At 66.5% G+C, this 15,746-nt stretch carries 16 protein-coding genes; 9 read left to right on the top strand and 7 right to left on the bottom strand.

Annotation, left to right across the window (positions count from 1 at the left end):
* Positions 1 to 15: 15 nt before the first annotated feature.
* Genes queC through IEW58_RS13550 form a run of 7 tightly spaced genes read right to left on the bottom strand, consistent with a single transcriptional unit; the run spans position 16 to position 6,146 of the window.
* The gene (queC, locus tag IEW58_RS13580) at positions 16 to 726 is read right to left on the bottom strand and encodes a 7-cyano-7-deazaguanine synthase QueC (RefSeq protein ID WP_188645862.1); all 711 of its coding nucleotides are present in this window, start codon (positions 724 to 726) and stop codon (positions 16 to 18) included.
* Entirely contained in the window at positions 723 to 1,097 is a 375-nt protein-coding gene (locus IEW58_RS13575) for a 6-pyruvoyl trahydropterin synthase family protein (protein ID WP_096341774.1), read from the bottom strand. The genes queC and IEW58_RS13575 overlap by 4 nt, the downstream gene beginning before the upstream one ends.
* Positions 1,097 to 1,729: a 7-carboxy-7-deazaguanine synthase gene (queE, locus tag IEW58_RS13570; protein WP_188645861.1), complete on the bottom strand. Its 633-nt coding sequence runs from the start codon at positions 1,727 to 1,729 to the stop codon at positions 1,097 to 1,099. Before queE ends, IEW58_RS13575 begins: the two co-directional genes overlap by 1 nt.
* Positions 1,726 to 2,814, bottom strand: a complete 1,089-nt coding sequence (dbpB, locus tag IEW58_RS13565) for a DGQHR domain-containing protein DpdB (RefSeq protein ID WP_188645860.1) — start codon at positions 2,812 to 2,814, stop codon at positions 1,726 to 1,728. Before dbpB (IEW58_RS13565) ends, queE begins: the two co-directional genes overlap by 4 nt.
* On the bottom strand, positions 2,777 to 4,108 hold the full coding sequence (gene dpdA / locus IEW58_RS13560; protein ID WP_188645859.1) for a tRNA-guanine transglycosylase DpdA: 1,332 nt from the start codon (positions 4,106 to 4,108) through the stop codon (positions 2,777 to 2,779). The genes dbpB (IEW58_RS13565) and dpdA overlap by 38 nt, the downstream gene beginning before the upstream one ends.
* Positions 4,105 to 5,226 carry a DGQHR domain-containing protein DpdB gene (dbpB, locus tag IEW58_RS13555; protein ID WP_188645858.1) on the bottom strand — a complete coding sequence of 374 codons (1,122 nt, stop codon included), beginning with the start codon at positions 5,224 to 5,226 and terminating at the stop codon, positions 4,105 to 4,107. Before dbpB (IEW58_RS13555) ends, dpdA begins: the two co-directional genes overlap by 4 nt.
* Positions 5,223 to 6,146, bottom strand: a complete 924-nt coding sequence (locus IEW58_RS13550; RefSeq protein WP_188645857.1) for a hypothetical protein — start codon at positions 6,144 to 6,146, stop codon at positions 5,223 to 5,225. Before IEW58_RS13550 ends, dbpB (IEW58_RS13555) begins: the two co-directional genes overlap by 4 nt.
* Positions 6,147 to 6,479: 333 nt before the next feature.
* On the opposite strand from IEW58_RS13550, the gene IEW58_RS13545 reads away from it, so the two are divergent.
* The 9 genes from IEW58_RS13545 to trbL form a co-directional block, all read left to right on the top strand.
* Entirely contained in the window at positions 6,480 to 7,400 is a 921-nt protein-coding gene (locus IEW58_RS13545) for a nucleotidyltransferase and HEPN domain-containing protein (RefSeq protein WP_096341780.1), read from the top strand.
* A 128-nt stretch (positions 7,401 to 7,528) separates the two neighbouring features.
* Positions 7,529 to 9,547: a conjugal transfer protein TraG gene (locus IEW58_RS13540; protein ID WP_188645856.1), complete on the top strand. Its 2,019-nt coding sequence runs from the start codon at positions 7,529 to 7,531 to the stop codon at positions 9,545 to 9,547.
* Between the two features lie 3 nt (positions 9,548 to 9,550).
* Positions 9,551 to 9,955: a CopG family transcriptional regulator gene (locus IEW58_RS13535; protein WP_188645855.1), complete on the top strand. Its 405-nt coding sequence runs from the start codon at positions 9,551 to 9,553 to the stop codon at positions 9,953 to 9,955.
* Positions 9,952 to 10,950, top strand: a complete 999-nt coding sequence (trbB, locus tag IEW58_RS13530; RefSeq protein WP_188645854.1) for a P-type conjugative transfer ATPase TrbB — start codon at positions 9,952 to 9,954, stop codon at positions 10,948 to 10,950. The genes IEW58_RS13535 and trbB overlap by 4 nt, the downstream gene beginning before the upstream one ends.
* Before the next feature lie 12 nt (positions 10,951 to 10,962).
* Positions 10,963 to 11,280 carry a TrbC/VirB2 family type IV secretion system protein gene (locus tag IEW58_RS13525; RefSeq protein WP_373284782.1) on the top strand — a complete coding sequence of 106 codons (318 nt, stop codon included), beginning with the start codon at positions 10,963 to 10,965 and terminating at the stop codon, positions 11,278 to 11,280.
* Complete coding sequence (locus tag IEW58_RS13520) at positions 11,277 to 11,549, top strand: VirB3 family type IV secretion system protein (RefSeq protein WP_188645852.1); 273 nt, start codon at positions 11,277 to 11,279, stop codon at positions 11,547 to 11,549. Before IEW58_RS13525 ends, IEW58_RS13520 begins: the two co-directional genes overlap by 4 nt.
* Entirely contained in the window at positions 11,543 to 13,984 is a 2,442-nt protein-coding gene (gene trbE / locus IEW58_RS13515; RefSeq protein WP_188645851.1) for a conjugal transfer protein TrbE, read from the top strand. The genes IEW58_RS13520 and trbE overlap by 7 nt, the downstream gene beginning before the upstream one ends.
* Before the next feature lie 5 nt (positions 13,985 to 13,989).
* Positions 13,990 to 14,736, top strand: coding sequence for a P-type conjugative transfer protein TrbJ (gene trbJ, locus IEW58_RS13510; protein WP_188645850.1), 747 nt, complete (start codon positions 13,990 to 13,992; stop codon positions 14,734 to 14,736).
* A gap of 115 nt (positions 14,737 to 14,851) precedes the next feature.
* Positions 14,852 to 15,746, top strand: an 895-nt coding sequence (trbL, locus tag IEW58_RS13505) for a P-type conjugative transfer protein TrbL (RefSeq protein WP_188645849.1), incomplete at its 3' end; no start/stop codon positions are given.

The following is a 15,746-nucleotide window of genomic DNA, read 5'->3' as shown; positions in this document are numbered from 1 at the left end:
TCATTTGCCCAATCGTCACCTGTCTGCAGCTGAATCGAAGGCTTCCCAACCCTTTGATCGCAGCTCGCAGGCGGGGCAGCCACCGCAGCCATAGCCCCAGTCGTGCAGAATTTCGTGCTCGCCGCGATAGCAGGTGTGCGTACCCGTCCGGATCAGTTCGACGAGCGGCTGTCCGCCCAACCGGTCGGCCAGCGCCCATGTCTGGGCCTTGTCGAGCCACATCAGCGGCGTGTGCACGACGGCGCGGCTGCCCATGCCGAGGTTGAGGGTGACCTGGAGCGACTTCAGCGTGTCATCGCGGCAGTCCGGATATCCGGAGTAATCGGTCTCGCACATGCCCCCGACGAGATGTCGAAGCTGGCGGCGTGACGCGAGTGCGGCCGCGAGCGTGAAGAACAGCAGGTTACGCCCCGGCACGAAGGTGTTGGGAAGCCCATCGTCGCGCAGTGCAATTTCCGCTTCTCGAGTAAGCGCCGTCTCGCTCACCTGACCCAGCACCGAGAGATCGAGCATATGATCGGGACCGAGCCGATCGCTCCATTCCGGATCGAGTTCAGCGACACGGGCCCGGAAATCGCCGCGGCACTCGAGTTCGACGCGGTGGCGCTGGCCATAATCGAATCCGACGGTTTCGACTGTTTCGAACCGGTCGAGCGCCCAGGCCAGGCAGGTGGCGCTGTCCTGCCCCCCGGAGAAGAGCACCAGCGCGCCCGTGTCCGGGGTCACGCCGACGCCTCCTCGCCCCAATAGGAGCAGGTTTCGCCGCTGCTGTCGCGATGGACGCTGACCCTATGGAGATTGTGCACGACCGGGTGCAGCCGATCCCAGATCCACCGGCTGAGATTCTCCATGGTGGCGGGACCAAGATCGTTGATCTCGTCGAGGAAGCGATGATCGAGCGCATCGCGCGCATCCTCCATCGACCGTTCGAGCAGACCGAGATCGACGATCATGCCGGTGACCGGATCGGGGCGGCCGCGCACCGCGACCTCGGCGCGATAGCTATGTCCGTGAATGCGTCGACTCGACTCCGTGTCGATCGACCGTTCGAGCGTGTGAGCCGCGTCGAATCGAAATTGCTTGCTGAGTTCGAACATCAGCGGATCCCGATCATCTTGTGCGACTGGAGCGACAGGCGCCAGCGCGGGTTGTTGGTGCAATAGGCGATCGCCGCCTCCAGGTTGGTTGTAGCTTGCGGCGAGTCCATCGGCTGAAGGAAGAAATGGTCGAACGCGAGATGCTCGAAGCGCTCGGGCGCCGCCTTGTCCTGCGGATAGACCAGCTTCAACTCGTCGCCCGCTCGCAGCACCAGTTCGGCATCGGCCTTGGGACTGACACAGACCCAATCCAGACCCGCCGGGGCGGCCTGCGTTCCGTTGGTCTCGATCCCGACCTCGAAGCCGCGCGCATGGAGCGCATCGACCAGCGATTGATCGACCTGCAGCAAGGGCTCGCCGCCGGTGAGAACGACATAGCGGCCCGGACGGCTGTCGCCCCATTCGGCCTCGACCGCGTCAGCTAGGGCGCCTGCATCGGCGAAACGGCCGCCGCCGCTGCCGTCGATGCCGACGAAGTCGGTATCGCAGAAGCTGCATACCGCCTGGCCCCGGTCGATCTCGCGGCCCGACCACAGATTGCAGCCGGCAAAGCGGCAGAACACCGCTGCGCCGCCCATCTGCGCACCTTCGCCCTGAAGCGTCTTGAAGATCTCCTTGACGGCGTAGCTCATGACGGGGCCGGCGTCGATTCGAGCAGCGGAGCCGGGGCGAGCTTGGCCTTGCGCCGAAGGTCCGCCTTCACGAGCCCGACTAGATAATGCTTCAAGAGCGCGACGTCGCGATTGACGTTCTGCAAGCTGTTCCACCGCCGCACTTCGCCCTCGAGGTGCCACTCTCCGCTGGTCCAGGCGGTCTTGTCCTTGAGGGATGCAAGGCCATCGCGGAAGTCCTCCACACTGCGTGCGCCGGCGCGCTCGGCAAGCACTTCCATCACATCGCCCATTGCCTGAATGCCCGCGCCATGCAGCAACCGCGACGAGTTCGGCTTCTGGCCGTGCCAGGCCTCGGGCCAGGTCTTCTTCACGGCCTCGAAGAAGTTCGACACGAGGCGAACGCAGCGTTCCACGCCTTTCGGACCGCGAATGAGTTCGCGCATCACGCCGTTGCTGAGCGATTCCATGATGATCTTCTGCATCACGGTATCGGCGATGATGCCCTCGGGGCATGTGTGCTGCTTGATATAACCCCTGAGCGCGGTGTTCTCGAAGTTGAGGCGCGCCGTCAGGTCGGATGCCGTCGAGCGGCGGCTGAGCCGCGGCGGGAGATCCCCGACCGTCGGCAGCAACTCATAGATCAGCGATTTGGGCAGCGGCTTGGTGTTGTTGATGAGCACGAACTGGCGGCGCAGCTCGGCTTCATCTCGGCAGATCAACGCCGAGACGAACACTTGGAAGTCGCGGTCCAGATCGGCCAAGGCCGAGAGCCGCTGCTGGCCGTCGACCACCAGCCCCGGAGCCCCCGCGCTCATGTCGATCGACAGCCGCACGACGCCGGTTTCCAGCTCCTCCACCGAAACCCTTTCCGTGAAGGCGACCACGATCGGATTGGGAAGAACGGCGTCGGGCTTTTCGAGATAGTCGCGAATCTCGCGGATATGGGCCGCGACCTGCGGGCGCTGAAATCCGTTGAGCTCGCCCTGCGCGTCCCGCCCGATGCGATCGATGGTCGCAAAGCGCAGCACATCCGCGGCTTTCGCCGCGAAGCTGAGCACTTTGTGCTCACTGCTCTGCTGCGCACAGACGGCGAGGTAGGTCATCACTTGGTTCAACGGCACGCTTCAAATCCAGTCGTTCGATATGGTCTTGGTAGACCGCGAGGTTGTGGATCCCGCGGCGTTTGTTGCGATTGCTGCCGCGAAAGATGATGACATCGATCGCGGCGTCCCGGCAGATCTTGCAGGAACATTGCTTCCAGGGCCGCTCCGTCAGGGTCGCGCGGTAGCGCTGCGCGAGCCGCGCCAGTGTCGGACTGTCCTTGCAGTCCTCGTGCGGCTTCTCCTCGAACAGCGGCGCACTGTAGACGAGAACGTGGTGCAAGGTCTCCTCGAGCTCGGCCTCGTCCCGATCGAAGGCGCGCAGCGCGCCGAGCGCCAGCGCTTCGAGCCTGACCAGATCCTCGGCGCGGAACATGCCCTTCTTGACGGCCCGTTGCAGCTTGGGATTCTCGATCGCCTGCGGCACCCGGATCGAGGTGAAATAGCGCAGCGCCAGCCCATCACCGGGCAGGTAATAGTTCTGCTTCGCGTCCTTGAACGCACGGATGAGCGGCGAGGTCGTGTCGAAGCTCGAGATGTCGTAGCCGTGGAAGCTGTCGATATCGTCGGCCTTGGCGAAACCCAGGATGTGGAGGCGAGTCGAGGCGGGCACCGCGTGACGGATCGCTTCCAGGCAGAGCTTGATCTCGGGCGATTTGAGCGGAACCATGCCGCCGAGCGCGAGATAGTCATAGCCCATGGCGACGAGCCGGCGCGCCGCGTCCGCCATGCTGTCCGGCGACCAGCCCTGGACCACGCCGAGGGGGGTGAAATCCGCGTCCATCGCTCTGGCTTCGCGCAGGAAACCCTCGGCATTCTCCAGCGTGATATCGAAGCGCTGCCGGGCCTCGGCCGACCCGCCGGCCATGCCCACAAGGCCAGCATCGAAGTCGAAGATGATATGGTCGACCGAGGCGCCGTGGGTGAAACCGCATTCGTCGTAGAATTCGGCCATTTCCGCAGGCGTGTAGGGCGGCCGCTCGTCCTGGACATAGGTGAAAGCGCCGCAGTCGCCGAATATCTCGAGATGGGCGAATTCCGGCTTGTCGAGGCGCAGGAACTTGCGTGCGCCGACCAGCCGGAACCGGCGCGCCTGGCTCGCGGTATACTTGCCTTTCACCCGGTGGTCGCCGACAATGCCGCGCGAGACCAGCACCCCGTCATAAGGGGCATAGCCCAATATCTCGTGCGGATAGGCATCGTCCCAATAGGGCTGGCGCTCCGCCGGACTGCGATCGGCGATGAAGTCGAACGCGGGGTCCACATAATCGAGGCTGTCGGCGAAGATAAATTTCATGCTGCCGCCCGCGCGAGATCGCGCTCGATATGCATCAGATGATCGCTGAGTTTGGTGATATGCTGCGAGGTCGACTGGATCTCGTTCCAATCGAGCCCCAAGCCCTCCCACGTGCCGCCGGTCCAGCAGCAGCGCGGCGCCATCCGCGCGAGCATCGCGCGCACCGCCGCCGCCTTGTCCGGCGACGCGTCGGCGCGCAGCATGATCGTGTCCATCAAGGCCCCCATCGCGCGGATGCCCGCCGAGTGCATGAGCCGGCTTTCCGACGGCGGCTTGCCCCATGCCTCCGGGAAGGTGTCGCGCACCGCGGACCAGTAGAGCACGAGCGCGTCGTACATCGCCGCCGTGTCGTTGCCGTCGCCATTGTGCTTGAACTGGCCGAGCGCGCCCGCCGGAGTCTTGAGGCTCGCCTTCATCGTCTCGATGAGGGCATTGTCGGTGACGATCCCGGCCCGATCCTTGGCGTCCGACTCCCGCTTGATCAGCCCACAGAAGGGCGAGTTCGGATCGGTGTTGAGCGCTTCGCACAGCGCGCTCGGCAACTGCCGGGCGGCAAGATCACGCGGCAGGAGCACGCTGACTTCGGGCAGAAGCTCGTTGATCAGCCGTGTGGGCAGCGGCCGCGCCTTGTTGACCAGGATGAACTGCTCGCGCTGCGTCTCGAGCGCATCCGATACGAAGCCGACCACTGGCACGGCGATCGTCCGGTCCTTGGCGGCGCTGAGCGCGAGCGAGCGCTGCTGGCCGTCGACGATCCATGCCGCCCGGCGTCCCTCCGGGTAGATCGGGATCGAAAGCGTTCCGGCGTCGCCCACTTCGCACAGATTGCCGGGCGAACGCCCGCGTGCCGACGCAAATTCGACTTCCGGCGAGAGGGCGAGGATGATCGCATTGGGGAACAGCACCGGGCCGCTGTCAAGAAAGGCGGCAATTTCCTTGACGTGGTCGCGGATCTCGCGCCGCTGGAAACCTTTCAATTCCTGCTCATCACGACGAATGCGGCTAATGTCTGCAACGCGATTGATGTCGGCACCGTAGAGGAAAAAGGCGAATATGCTCGTGCCCGAGCCCTGCTCAGCGCGCACCGCACGCACCTTGAGATATTCGCGCCCGTTCATGCGCGTTCACCCCGGACGATACGCGCCAGTTGCGCAAAGCGGCCCTGTTCGCATGCTATGCCGAGATCGTCCCGAAACCGGCGCAGCAGCCGTGAGGAGCTTCCCCCTTCTGCGTCCCAGTTCGCGCGGATCAAGTCGAGCAAGGCTGCATCGTCATGACGAGTCCGAGCAAACTGCGTCGGCAGCCGCCAGCCCTCTAACGCGTGCGACACAGCTTCGGCATGCGCGTGCGCGTCGCGCGCATCCACGTTATCCGCAATCACCTCGGCGAAGTGGCGCAGAGCCCGGCCGGCAAAGTCGCTACGCGTTCCGCGATTTGAGCTGTCCGGACCATCGAGCCTGTCATCATAGGGCATGAGAAAATCGCGCAAAGTCGCCGGAATTTGGTCGGCTGGTGCGCGTGTGAAGAGCCGCAATCGCGCCAGCACGGTTCGGGGCAGCGACAGAAGATCAGCAGCGATCATATCGATATAGGCTTCTGAGAGCGCAGCGCAGATCAAACCGTCATTCCGCGAGGCGACATCGTGCAGCGCGACGGCGAATGGCGAAGCTTGGTTCAGCTTTCGCCACCAAGCCGCGGAATCAAATTCGCCAATGATCCGGGCAGAAATGCTGTCTGGCGCGCCGATCAGCACGGTGCAGGCATAAGGCGGCACCGATGCCTCCGCGTCGATAAGGCCGAGCCCCGCGGAGACAACCATCAACCTTGCGTCGAGTAACCTAGCCGCGGCGATCGCTTCCCTGAAGCTGCGGCCCCCATAGATTTCGTCGCCGCGAAAACGCGCTCGCTCGCGGGCAAGCCGGCGCGCCCAATCGTAGGCGAGATTGGAAAGGTCCGCCTCCGGGAGAGCGGCCATATGGAGACTGTCGGAAACCGGCTTGCGCTTGCGATTCGTACAGGCGGTGATGACAAGCGTCACAAAATGAGGCCCCCCAATGCCCTCGCGCGATTGAATTTTTGTATAGCGTTGGGTGCCGGCTTTCGCCAGAATTAATGTCGGCAGGCGCTCATCAAATCAGCGCATTAAATGCTCGATTCCGCGATGCTTTGCGGATTCAGGCGTCCCATTTTGTCGGCGCAGGGCAAAAATTTCGGGTGTCCGACGACCCCGGAAGTTGTGAGAACCGCGCTTGAGAACGCGCGCCGATAACGGCCATCCGGCGCCGCCGAACGCGGAAGGCATAGCGCCTAAATCATTGGATCGACAACCTGTGCTTGCCAAGCGGGACTCGGTCGCCGAAGATTCCTCTTGATGAGAAAGGATGTCGATCACCTACCGGCGATCCAACAGGGCGAACTGGAGCGTGTCCAGTGCGTGCTGATGGAGGAGTTCGCCGAGGCGATCGGCAGGGCGACCACCGAGAGCCGGAAGAACGGCAAGATCCTCAAGATCATCCTGTTCGGCTCCTACGCCCGGAACGATTGGGTCGACGAGCCGGAGAACGGTTACCAGTCCGATTTCGACCTGCTCGTCGTCGTCAACCACGACGACCTCACCGACATTGCGCATTACTGGTACGTGGCCGAAGACCGTATCCTGCGCGACGCCGCGATCGCGCGCCCCGTCAACATCATCGTCCATTCGCTCGACGAGGTGAACCAGTCGCTCAAACGCGGCGAGTATTTCTGGGTCGATATCGCCCGCGACGGGATCATCCTGTACGAGCTGCCATGCCATCCGCTGGCGACGCCGATGCCGCTCACGTCGGCCGACGCCTATCAGATGGCAGCTGGCTATTTTGGAGAGTGGCTGCCGAGCATCGATCGCGCCTTATCCACGGCCAGTGACCAAGTCCAAAAAGGGGCGGACGACCTTGGATGGCGAAAGGATGCCGCCTTCACGCTGCACCAAGCAGTGGAGCGGGCCTACATCTGCTTCCTGCTGGTGCGAACGCTCTATTTCCCGCGCTCACACAACATCAAATTCCTGCGCTCGCTCGCCGAGGACAGCGAACCGCGTCTGATCGAAGCGTGGCCGCGCGAGCGCAGAATCGACCGGCGACGCTTCCAGCTACTGAAGCGCGCCTATGTCGAGGCGCGCTACTCCACCGCCTATGAGATCACCGTCGAGGAACTGAACGCAATTCTCGGCTCCGTGCGCCAGCTCCGCGACATCATCGAGCAGGTATCGCGCGAGCGGCTCGATCACCTGCGGAGCGTCGCCGGCCTGTAGCCGCCACGGACGGTTTTCCAGCCGAACCTGACCGTTCCCGGCCCATCAGCGCCATTCTCTTTTCGAGGGCTTGGACGGACTTTGAGGCCGTCCGGATCGACCTGACGTCGACCGGCGGGAGCCTCGACGTGACGCCCACCAAATTGCTCATCGGACAGATCCTGGTCGTCTTCGCGATCGTCGTCGCGGGACTGTGGGCGGCGACGCAATGGGCCGCGGCGATGCTGGCCTACCAGCCGGAGCTCGGCCCCGCATGGTTCCGTGTCGCCGGCCTGCCGGTCTACCGGCCCTGGGCGCTGTTCGCCTGGTGGTATCACTTCGACGCCTACGCGCCGCATGTGTTCGACCGCGCCGGCGCGCTGGCGGGAGCAAGCGGCTTCATCGGCTGCGGCGCCGCGATCTTCGGTTCGCTGTGGCGGGCACGGCAGGCGCGGCACGTGACCACCTATGGCTCCGCACGCTGGGCGACGCAGAAGGAGATCGAGCGCGCCGGGCTGCTGCGCGATGCCGGCGTGATGCTCGGGCGCCTCGGCGCCCGCTATCTTCGCCATGACGGGCCCGAGCATGTCATGGCGTTCGCGCCGACCCGTTCGGGCAAGGGCGTCGGCCTAGTCGTACCGACGCTGCTGAGCTGGACCGGCTCGGCGGTCATCCACGACATCAAGGGCGAGAATTGGCAGCTCACCGCCGGCTGGCGCGCGCGGTTCAGCCACGCGCTGCTGTTTAACCCGACCGACGCGCGGTCGGCCCGCTACAATCCCCTTCTCGAAGTCCGACGCGGCCCGAACGAGGTCCGCGACGTTCAGAATATCGCCGACATCCTCGTCGATCCGGAAGGCGCGCTCGAGCGGCGCAACCATTGGGAGAAGACCAGCTATTCGCTGCTGGTCGGCGCGATCCTTCACATCCTCTATGCCGAGGAAGAGAAGACGCTCGCCCGCGTCGCCACCTTCCTCTCCGATCCGCAGCGGCCCTTCGTCGCCACGCTCCGGCGCATGATGACGACCAACCATCTCGGCACCGAGGACGCGCCGCGGGTCCACCCGGTGGTCGCCTCGGCCGCGCGCGAACTGCTCAACAAGAGCGAGAACGAGCGCTCGGGCGTGCTCTCGACCGCCATGTCGTTCCTCGGCCTCTATCGCGATCCGACCGTCGCTGAGGTCACCTCTCGCTGCGATTGGCGGATCGCGGACCTGATCGAGGGCGAGCGCCCGCTGTCGCTCTATCTCGTCATTCCGCCATCGGACATCAGCCGCACCAAGCCGCTCGTGCGTCTGGTGCTCAACCAGATCGGCCGGCGCCTGACCGAGCGCCTCGATCAATCCAGGTCCGAGCGGCGACACAAGCTGCTGATGATGCTCGACGAGTTTCCCGCGCTCGGGCGGCTCGACTTCTTCGAGACCAGCCTCGCGTTCATGGCGGGCTACGGTATCCGCGCCTTCCTCATCGCCCAGAGCCTCAACCAGATCGAGAAGGCCTATGGCGAGCACAATTCGATCCTCGACAACTGCCATGTCCGCGTCGCCTTCGCGACCAACGACGAGCGCACCGCCAAGCGCATCTCCGACGCGCTCGGCACCGCGACCGAGCAGCGCGCGATGCGCAACTATGCCGGCCACCGGCTCGCACCCTGGCTCGCCCACGTCATGGTCAGCCGCCAGGAGACCGCCCGGCAACTGCTGACGCCCGGCGAGGTGATGCAGCTCTCGCCCGACGAGGAACTGGTGCTCGTCTCCGGCATGGCCCCGATCCGCGCCCGCAAGCTGCGCTATTTCGCGGATTACAACTTCACCGGCCGCGTCGCCGCGCCGCCGGCCCTGTCCGATGGCCGCTATGCCGACCGGCCCGGCGCTCGCGGGGATGACTGGAGCGGGATCGTTCGCGGCCCGGATGCGCGGCTGGGTAAACCGGACGCGCCCGAAGAACTCGCCGAGGACGGCGGCTTGGAACAGCAGCGCCATCCTGCGCTGCCCGAGCAGTCCGCGTCGCAGCCCGACACCGCGCCCGATCCGGCCCTCGCGCCCGCCGACGACGAGGATATCGCCACCGACCAGCGCGCGATGGACCAGGCGCGCGGCCTCACCTCCGTCGCCCGCGGGTATGCCCTCAACGAGGGCAGCGACCGCGATCTCGTGCCGGGACTGTAAGCCATGAAGGTCCGGCAGAACCTCTACATCGACCGCGAGCTGAGCGACGCGCTTGAGGCACTCGCGGCGGGCACCGTCGGCAACAAGTCGCGGCTGGTGAATGACGCGCTCGCCGACTGGCTGGCGCGGCGGGCTACCCGAGAGATCGACGACCTCCTCAAGGTCCGCCTCGACCGGATCACCCGCGAGATCAGCCATGCGCGGCGCGACATCGAAGTACTGCTCGAAAGCCTGTCGCTGTTCGTGCGCTATCAACTGATGGTGACGGCGCCGCTTCCCGACGCCGATGCCGCCGCCGTCGCCGTGGGTCGCGAGCGGTTCGAGAAATTCGTGGCGCAGGTCGGCCGCCAGCTCGCCGGCGGCAAGCGCACCATCGGCCATGATCCCGACACGGGAGGCGCGGCATGAGCGGCGGTCCCGACACCGTGTCCGAGAGCCGGCGCCGCGCGATGCTGCGCACGGCGATGGGGCCGACGATCGCGGCCGCGCTCGGCGATCCGCTGGTCATCGAGGTCATGGTCAATCCCGACGGCGTCCTGCGCCTCGACCGCCTCGGCGAAGGGCGGATCGACACCGGCGTTCGCTACGATCCCGCGCAGGTCGAACGGATCATCCGGCTGGTCGCCAGCCACGCGCGAACCGAAGTGCATGCGGCCGCGCCGATCGTCTCGGCCGAGCTTCCCCCGCTGGGCGAAGGCGCGGGCGAGCGCTTCGAAGGCATATTGCCCCCCGTCAGCCTTTCACCGTGCTTCTCGATCCGCAAGCCCGCGACGCGGCTCTACACGCTGATGGACTATGTGACCGACGGCATCATGTCGGCCGAAGCGGCGCGGCTGCTCAGCCTGGCCGTCGTCGAACGCCGCAACATTCTCGTCGCCGGCGGCACGAGCTCGGGCAAGACGACGCTCGCCAACGCCCTGCTCGCCGAGATGGCGCATCTCGACGAACGGGTGATCCTGATCGAGGACACGCGCGAACTCCAGTCGCCCGCTCCCGACACGGTCGCGCTGCGTACGCGCGCGGGCGCGGTGACGATGGCCGACCTCGTCCGCTCGACGCTCCGCCTCCGGCCCGATCGCATCATCGTGGGCGAGGTGCGCGGACCCGAAGCGCTCGACATGCTCAAGGCCTGGAACACCGGCCATCCGGGCGGGATCGCCACGGTGCACGCCAACAGCGCGATCTCGGCGCTCTTCCGGCTCGAGCAGCTGGTGCAGGAAGCGGTGGTCACGGTTCCCCGACGCCTCATCGCCGAAGCGATCGATCTCGTCGTCTTCATCTCGGGCCGCGGCACCGGCCGGCGGGTCGACACGCTCGCGCGCGTCGTCGGCCTCGATCCCGACGCCGAATACGCCGTGCTCGACATCACTCCCGAACCCGCCGCCTCTCTCACAGGAGACTGACCCATGCGCGCTATGTCCTTACGCCCCAACCTTCTCGCCGGCCTTGCCCTCGGTCTGGCGACAACGCTTGCCGAACCCGCCTGGGCCGGTGGCTCCGGCATGCCCTGGGAGCAGCCGCTCGAGCAGGTCCTGGAATCGGTGCAGGGGCCGGTCGCCAAGATCATCGCGGTGATCATCATCATCGTCACCGGCCTGACGCTCGCGTTCGGCGAGACGGCCGGCGGCTTTCGTCGCCTGATCCAGATCATCTTCGGCCTGTCGATCGCCTTCGCGGCGTCGAGCTTCTTCCTCTCCTTCTTCAGCTTCGGCGGCGGGGCGCTCGTCGCGTGACCACCGGCTTGCATCATGTCGAAGGCTTCGAGGTGCCGATCCACGCCAGCCTCGGTTCGCCCATCCTGCTGGGCGGGGCGCCGCGCGGCCTGGCGATCGTCAACGGCACGCTCGCCGCGGCGGTCGGCCTCGGCCTGCAGCAATGGCTGGCCGGGCTTGCCTTGTGGGCCGTGGGCCACAGCCTCGCGGTCTTCGCCGCGCGGCGCGATCCCGATTTCGCCCCCGTGCTGCTGCGGCACCTCCGCCAGAAGGGATACCTGGCATGCTAGCGCTTCACGAATATCGCCGGCGTGCCGATCGGCTCGCCGACCATCTTCCCTGGGCCGCGCTGGTCGCGCCGGGCGTGGTCCTCAACAAGGACGGCAGCTTCCAGCGCAGCTTCGCCTTTCGCGGTCCCGACCTGGAAAGCGCGACCGAGGCCGAGCTCGTCGCCGCCTCGGCGCGCGCCAACAACGCACTCCGGCGGCTCGGCTCGGGATGGGCGCTGTTCTTCGAGGCGGTCCGGCAGGAGGCGCTGGCCTATCCGCAGAGCCGCTTCCCGGACGCCGCGTCCTGGCTGGTCGACGAAGAGCGGCGGATCGCCTTCGAAGCCGAAGGCGAGCATTTCGAGAGCCGCTATTACGGCACGCTCGTCTGGATGCCTCCGGCCGACAGCAGCGATGCCGCGGGCCGGGTGCTGGTGGAACGCCCGCAGGAGCACGCCGGGCGGGACTGGCGCGCCGCCCTCGGCGGCTTCGTGACCGAAACCAACCGCCTGCTCGACCTGCTCTCGGGCTTCATGCCGGAAATCCGCGCGCTCGATGACGCGGAGACGCTCACCTACCTCCACGCGGGCATATCGGCCCGGCCGCACCGCGTCCGCGTGCCCGAGATGCCGATGTACCTCGACGCGGTCCTCGCCGACACGCCGCTTGTCGGCGGGCTCGAGCCGCGGCTCGGCGAAGCGCACCTGCGAACGATCACGCTCCTCGGCTTTCCCAATGCGAGCAGGCCCGGGATCCTCAATGCCCTCAACGCGGCGGATTTCGCCTATCGCTGGACGACCCGTTTCATCGCGCTCGACAAGACCGACGCGATCAAGGTGCTGACGCGCATCCGTCGGCAATGGTTCAACAAGCGCAAGTCGATCACCGCACTGCTGCGCGAAGTGCTCTACAACCAGCCGACGCAGCTCCTCGACAGCGATGCCGACAACAAGGTAATCGACGCCGACCTCGCGTTGCAGGCGCTCGGCGGCGACCATGTCGCCTTCGGCTATCTCACCACGACGATCACCGTCAGCGATCCCGATGCCGCCAAGGCGGAGCAAAAGGTCCGCGCCGTCGAGCGGATCGTCGGCGGCCTCGGCTTCACCAGCGTGCGCGAGACCGTGAACGCGGTCGAAGCCTGGCTCTCCTCGCTGCCCGGACATGTCTACGCCAACGTCCGCCAGCCGCTGGTCCACACGCTCAACCTCGCGCACCTGATGCCGCTTTCGGCCATCTGGGCAGGGCCGACGGAAAACCGTCGCCTGGGCGGCCCGCCGCTGCTGTACGCGCAGACGTCCGGCACCACGCCGTTCCGGCTTTCCACGCACGTCGGCGATGTCGGCCACATGCTCGTGGTCGGACCGACCGGCGCGGGCAAGTCGGTCCTGCTGGCGCTGATCGCGCTCCAGTTCCGCCGCTATCGCGACGCGCAGCTCTACATCTTCGACAAGGGATTTTCCGCGCGGGCCGCGGTGCTGGCGATGGGCGGCGCGCACCACGCGCTCGGGCTCGGCGCCGACGCGGGCGAGGCGCTCGCCTTCCAGCCGCTGCGCGGGATCGACGACTTAGCCGAACGAAGCTGGGCCGCCGAATGGATCGCCACGCTCCTCGCCCACGAGCGCGTGACGGTGACGCCGGAGGTCAAGGAGGCAGTCTGGTCCGCGCTCGCCAGCCTCGCCTCCGCGCCGGTGGAGGAGCGCACGCTGACGGGACTCGCGCTCCTGCTCCAGTCGAGCGCGCTGCGCACGGCGCTGGCCGCCTACACGCTGGAGGGGCCCTACGGGCGCCTGCTCGATGCGGCCGAGCAGCGCCTCGCGCTCGCCGATGTGCAATGCTTCGAGACCGAGGGGCTGATGGGCCAGGCAAGCGTCGTCGCGCCGGTCCTCACTTACCTGTTCCATCGGCTCGAGGAGCGCTTCGACGGCCGGCCGACGTTGCTGGTCCTCGACGAGGCCTGGATCTTCCTCGACCATCCGCTGTTCGCCGCGCGCATCCGCGAGTGGCTGAAGACCTTGCGCAAGAAGAACGTCGCCGTGCTGTTCGCGACGCAAAGCCTCGCCGACATCGCCGACAGCAGCATCGCGCCGGCCATCATCGAGAGCTGCCCGCAGCGCATCTTCCTGCCCAACGACCGGGCGATCGAGCCGCAAAGCCGCGCCGCCTACGAACGCTTCGGGCTCAACGAGCGGCAGATCGGGCTGGTCAGCCGCGCCACCCCCAAGCGCCACTATTACCTCCAGTCGGCGCGCGGCAATCGGCTGTTCGAGCTCGGGCTGGGACCGGTCGGCCTCGCGCTTTGCGGTGCATCCGATCCTGCCACCCAGGCCCTGATCGACCGCATGCTCGACGAAGGCGGCGCCGACGACTTCGCGGCGCGCTTTCTCGCCGCGGCCGGCCTGCCGTGGACAGCCGAATTGCTCGCCTCCTTCCCCGCCAACCCCCAGCCCCAGGAGTAAGACCCATGGCAAAGTATTTGCGTAGCCGCTTGATCGCACCCGCTCTCGGCCTCGCCGCGGCAGGCCCGCTGGTCGCAGCGTTCGCGCTGTCGAGCAGTCCCGCCCAGGCACAGATGGCGGTGTTCGACCCGCGCAACTATTCGCAGAACCTGCTCACCGCGGCGCGAACGCTCCAGCAGATCAACAACCAGATCCAGTCGCTCCAGAACGAAGCGACGATGCTGCTCAACCAGGCCAAGAACCTGGCGCGCGTCGACTTCCCGGAACTCCAGGCTCTCAACGCCGACATCCAGCAGATCGACCGGCTGATGGCGCAGGCGCAGGGCATCGGGTTCCAGGTTTCCGGGCTGGACCAGCAATTCAGGCAGCTGTTCCCGCATGACTACGGGCAGGCACTCTCGACCGACCAGCAGGTGATCGCCGCGCGCAGGCGGCTCGACGCGGCGATGAATGCCTACCGGCAGACAATGACGCTCCAGGCCCAGGTCGCGGAGAACGTCCAGGCCGATGCCGGCCTGCTGAACCGGCTCGTCGCGCGAAGCCAGGGCGCCGAAGGCGCGTTGCAGGCCACGCAGACGTCGAACCAGCTGCTCGCGCTCGCGGCCAAGCAGCAGTTCCAGATCCAGGATCTCATGGCGGCGCAATATCGCGCCCAGGCGACCGAGGCCGCGCGGCGCGCGCAGGCCGAGATCGACGGACGCCTCGCCACCAAGAGGTTTCTCGGAACCGGCTCGACCTACACGCCCCGCTAGCCGAGCTTGATGGCGGCGGTCCCCCCTACGCCGTCATCGCCGCGGGGCGTGGCTACCCGCTCCCCAGGCCACGCCCCGCGATTTCGTCGCCACACCAGCAGGAAACGACGCGCCCGTGAACGATCTCAACGTCATCGACCGGTTCATGGAAGCCTTCATCCGCTACATCGATAGCGGCTTCGGGCTGCTTGGCCCGGATGTCGGCTTCCTGACCGCGACGCTGATCGGCATCGACATCACGCTCGCGGGCCTGTTCTGGGCCATGGGGGGCGAACAGGACGTCATCGGCCGCTTCCTGCGCAAGATTCTCTACGTCGGCGCTTTCGCGTTCATCCTGAACAGCTTCTCGACGCTGGCCGATATCATCTTCAAGTCCTTCGCCCAGGCCGGGCTGACCGCCGGCGGGGGTACGCTTTCGGCTGACGATTTGCTGAGGCCGGGCCGGCTCGCCGCGACCGGCTATTCTGCCGCATGGCCGCTTCTCGAGCAGGCCGCGAGCATGATGGGCTTCGTCAGCTTCTTCGAGAACTTCCTGACGATCGCGGTGCTCCTGCTCGCCTGGGCGATCGTCATACTCGCCTTCTTCATCCTCGCCGTGCAGATGTTCGTCACGATCATCGAGTTCAAGCTGACGAGCCTCGCCGGCTTCATTCTCGTGCCCTTCGCGCTGTGGAACCGCACCAGCTTCCTTGCCGAGCGCGTGCTCGGCAACGTCGTCTCCTCGGGCATCAAGGTCATGGTGCTCGCCGTCATCGTCGGAATCGGCTCCAGCTTCTTCGCCGAGTTCACCACCGCGCTCCAGGGGCAGGAGCCCGACCTCGGCCAGGCCATGAGCCTGGCGCTCGGCGCCCTATCGCTGCTCGGCCTCGGTATCTTCGGTCCCGGCATTGCCTCGGGGCTGGTCGCAGGGGCGCCGCAGCTCGGTGCCGGCGCCGCGCTCGGCACGACGATCGGTGCGGCCGGCGCGGTGGCGCTCGGCGGAGGAGCCGCGATTGGCGCCGCCCGGCTCG

It is taken from the genome of Tsuneonella deserti, from assembly GCF_014644315.1.
Classification (GTDB): domain Bacteria; phylum Pseudomonadota; class Alphaproteobacteria; order Sphingomonadales; family Sphingomonadaceae; genus Tsuneonella; species Tsuneonella deserti.
This window is presented reverse-complemented; position numbering and strand designations above follow the sequence as displayed.